Origin of the sequence: Endozoicomonas sp. ALC013 (genome assembly GCF_049310205.1) — a bacterium.
Taxonomy (GTDB): Bacteria; Pseudomonadota; Gammaproteobacteria; order Pseudomonadales; family Endozoicomonadaceae; genus Endozoicomonas.
The window spans coordinates 1-3,178 of the sequence record NZ_JBLYNS010000286.1 but is presented as its reverse complement, the minus strand read 5'-3'; the positions used below and the strand labels follow the sequence as shown (position 1 = coordinate 3,178).

Here is a 3,178-nt window from a genome sequence, read left to right as displayed (position 1 = left end):
CCTGCCGACACAAGGCGACGATTTTCCAGGTGCTCTGCCACTATTGGGGTATTCCTGCCCGGCAAGTAAGGAATGTCGGGCACAGTTTTGTCGAAATCAGCCCCGATGGCGGCCGCACCTGGCGACAATACCAACTCGGTGGTGGCGGACAGGCCATTGAAGGTATCACAGAACCCGACTGGGGGGATTATCATCGACCAGGCAGTTCTGAGCTGAAGCCACCCAGGGGGTATGCCTATTTCGACCAGTTTATCGATTCATCGCGAAACCTCTATGATTTAATTGAGGAGAATCTTGATTGTCTTGCAAACCAATTACTGTTAAACAAAAACGAATCAGCTGTGACTGAGGTTATGCACACACTTGAAGATTTTTACTCTGTACTCCACAGAGAACCTTTAGACTCCAGCCTTGACAAAGATTTGCAGAGAAATTGGGGGGTACTTTTATCGCCACAAATGTTTTACCGGTTTGGTAACAACATAAATAAATGGAAAAGTATCATAGAAAAAAGCGCTTGGCTTATGTCAGATGACAGAGGCAATAGCAATACGATAAGTAATTTCATGGACTTAAATATAAAGATATTATATCGCCTGATACATGCACAAAAGCCTGATGTTCACTATTTGAACTGGCTATGTGATCTTTACCGATCAGTGCCTGAATTTCTGAAATATGTATTATTGGCCATCTTACAGACGTTCTCTGAGTCCTGTGACTCCTGTCAGTTAAAAGACCAGGTAAAGTTAATGCTTATGTCTTATCCTCTAAGACCCGAGAAAATTGACATTGATGCTGATAAACAAAAAATTTACGAAGTACGATTATCAAAGCACTGCATAAACTTTATCAAAACGATGACCATGAGCCACTCACTTTTGGAGCGACTATCACAGCATCACATCCATCATCAACTCCACCACCAGCCTGTGGGCAATAGCATTATCATCCCTGAAAAGCTTATGTCCGGAGAGGCTGCTTTCCTGAACGTATCAAAAACTACAAGCTACAAACCCATTATCTTCGATTGTACTTCTTTACCAAACCAAGAGCTAGACGACAAGATTGCTGAAATAATAAATTCCGGAATAAGGTCAGAAATTATCAAAATATCCAAGAGTGAAAAGAATTTAGTGTTAGACGAAATAATAAAAAAAATATTCTTTTATTGGCTGGCAGCACATCACATGAATGATACCACTTCTCCCATTTGGTTGAATTACTGGTATAGTAGCTATTCTAAGACAGTGCAGCCATACCTTGATATTTGCCTTACGCTTGACGACCACAAAGTTGAGCCCATGGCCCGATTAAAATTACCTCAGCAATGTATAAAATACTGTTTTAATCAACCTTCCGCTGTCGTTCTTCAAACGGATGATTTGCTGGTCCTTTTAGATGAGTTTCTTGCATTGATTGCAGATTAGGAAAACAGGGAGAAGGAAACATTAGCTAACCGCTCAACAATGACTGCTCGATAAATGTTCATGCGTTTGCAGTGGAAGGAACGTTCTTATTATTTTGTTGTCCTTAATCTCATGACACCGGCATTCATAAATCAGGCACGGATGATCAAATGGACAAAACAACCAATGAAGTTATCAATTATCACTCCTTGCCAAGTCAAACAGTAAACCACTCCTTACCACATCAGGTGGGAAACATAAGGAAAATATCGGATTTTTCCGATGGACAGACAAATCTTCAGCAATCTTCAGCAAAGCGATCAAGATTAATAGAACTTCAAAAAGTCCCAACGCCTGATTTAGGACAAAGGACGACAGCCGCCTGTCAAGTTACCTCTCACTTGCAAAGCGATCACTCCACCGCCCGCTCAACGAATCAGGAAGCGCCCCATCAGAGCCTGAGCACCGGTGAGTTCTATTTTGCCAATACTCCGTTAACCCAACAGCGAATTATTGATCAATTACGCCATGAACAGCCTGCAACGTATTGCATTCGCGCACTGGCTGATCTGGAAAAACAGGGCCTGATGCAACAAACCTGGCTAGAGGGCGGCCAATTACAAAAAGCAGAAGGCCGACTGTTTACAGATGAGCCGATGACCCTGGTGTTTGACCTGACCTCCATGACACCCGGTGATATCGCCAGCTTTAATGACCTTCTTCAGGTGGGACCCAAATGTAACAATAAACCACTGGGCGACCAGATCCGGCGGGTATTTCTGGTCAACCACGGGATGCTGGACGGAAGTAAGCCCGCCAACCCCGACCTCTGGCGCAGATTGAGGCAAATGCCGGAAAAGGCCGTATCAGAAGCCGACTGCCATATTGCTGATTCGGTGACCGATGAAACCTTGCTGGCCCAAAAAACCACGGAAGACATCCCGGCCAATGCCCTCCGCGTCACCATCGACTTTGCCACCACCGACAACTGGTACCATCAACTGTTTGGTGGCATTACTCTCAATGATCGGGGTCGGCTGGTTTTTGCTGAAGGCGCCCTGGCCAACCTGAAAGAGAATACCCACCTGGTGTTTAACAACGCACCCTGGGACGACACTGGCTTCCAAGCAGCCCTGGCAACGGCCATACGGGTTGGCGGATTTACCGCCAACAAGCAATGGGTCCAGCTGCCTGAGCAGATATCCCTGTCCGTAGCCCGTGTCTGTGCCAGCCAACTCAGCGCCTGTAAAGAGCAGACGATCAGCGACAGCACATTATTCCAACCCCAAAACCCATTTGTGGTGATTAACGGCAGCTCAATCGAGCATCTCAAGGGCCATGTGATGATAGAGGGTACTGTCGTTGTGCAAACGGATATCTTTGCCAACCTGTTGCAAGGTTGCAGACAGCTGGTACTTACTGGCGAGCTGGATGACAAACAGTGGTTATGGTTACTGTGCCGACTGGAGCAGTTGCCGGAGAGTAAAAGGCCATGGTTGTTTACCAATTTGCCAACCGACCAGTTGCTTGCGGCAAGTGCTGACCACCGGCCAAGCTCGGAAGCCGCCACTGCCACCTATGAGATCAACCCCGGGGATACCCTGGAATCCCTGCAACCGATTAACCTCACCAGCCAGAATCGTTTCACCTTTTCCCTGACCAACACTCGATTGTTGGATGACCTGGTCAATGGAACGCCAATGACCCTTTATGGTCTGGAGCGCAACCCGGAATTGGCTGCCAACCTGGAAACCCTGTTATTGCCTGCT

At 46.5% G+C, this 3,178-nt stretch carries 2 protein-coding genes; both read left to right on the top strand.

Annotated features, from left to right (window positions below; all coding sequences use genetic code 11):
* The coding region (locus tag ACO6V1_RS23190; RefSeq protein WP_422468862.1) for a hypothetical protein at positions 1 to 1,430 on the top strand (1,430 nt) is incomplete at its 5' end.
* 380 nt (positions 1,431 to 1,810) lie between these two features.
* Positions 1,811 to 3,178, top strand: a 1,368-nt coding sequence (locus tag ACO6V1_RS23185; protein ID WP_422468860.1) for a hypothetical protein, incomplete at its 3' end; no start/stop codon positions are given.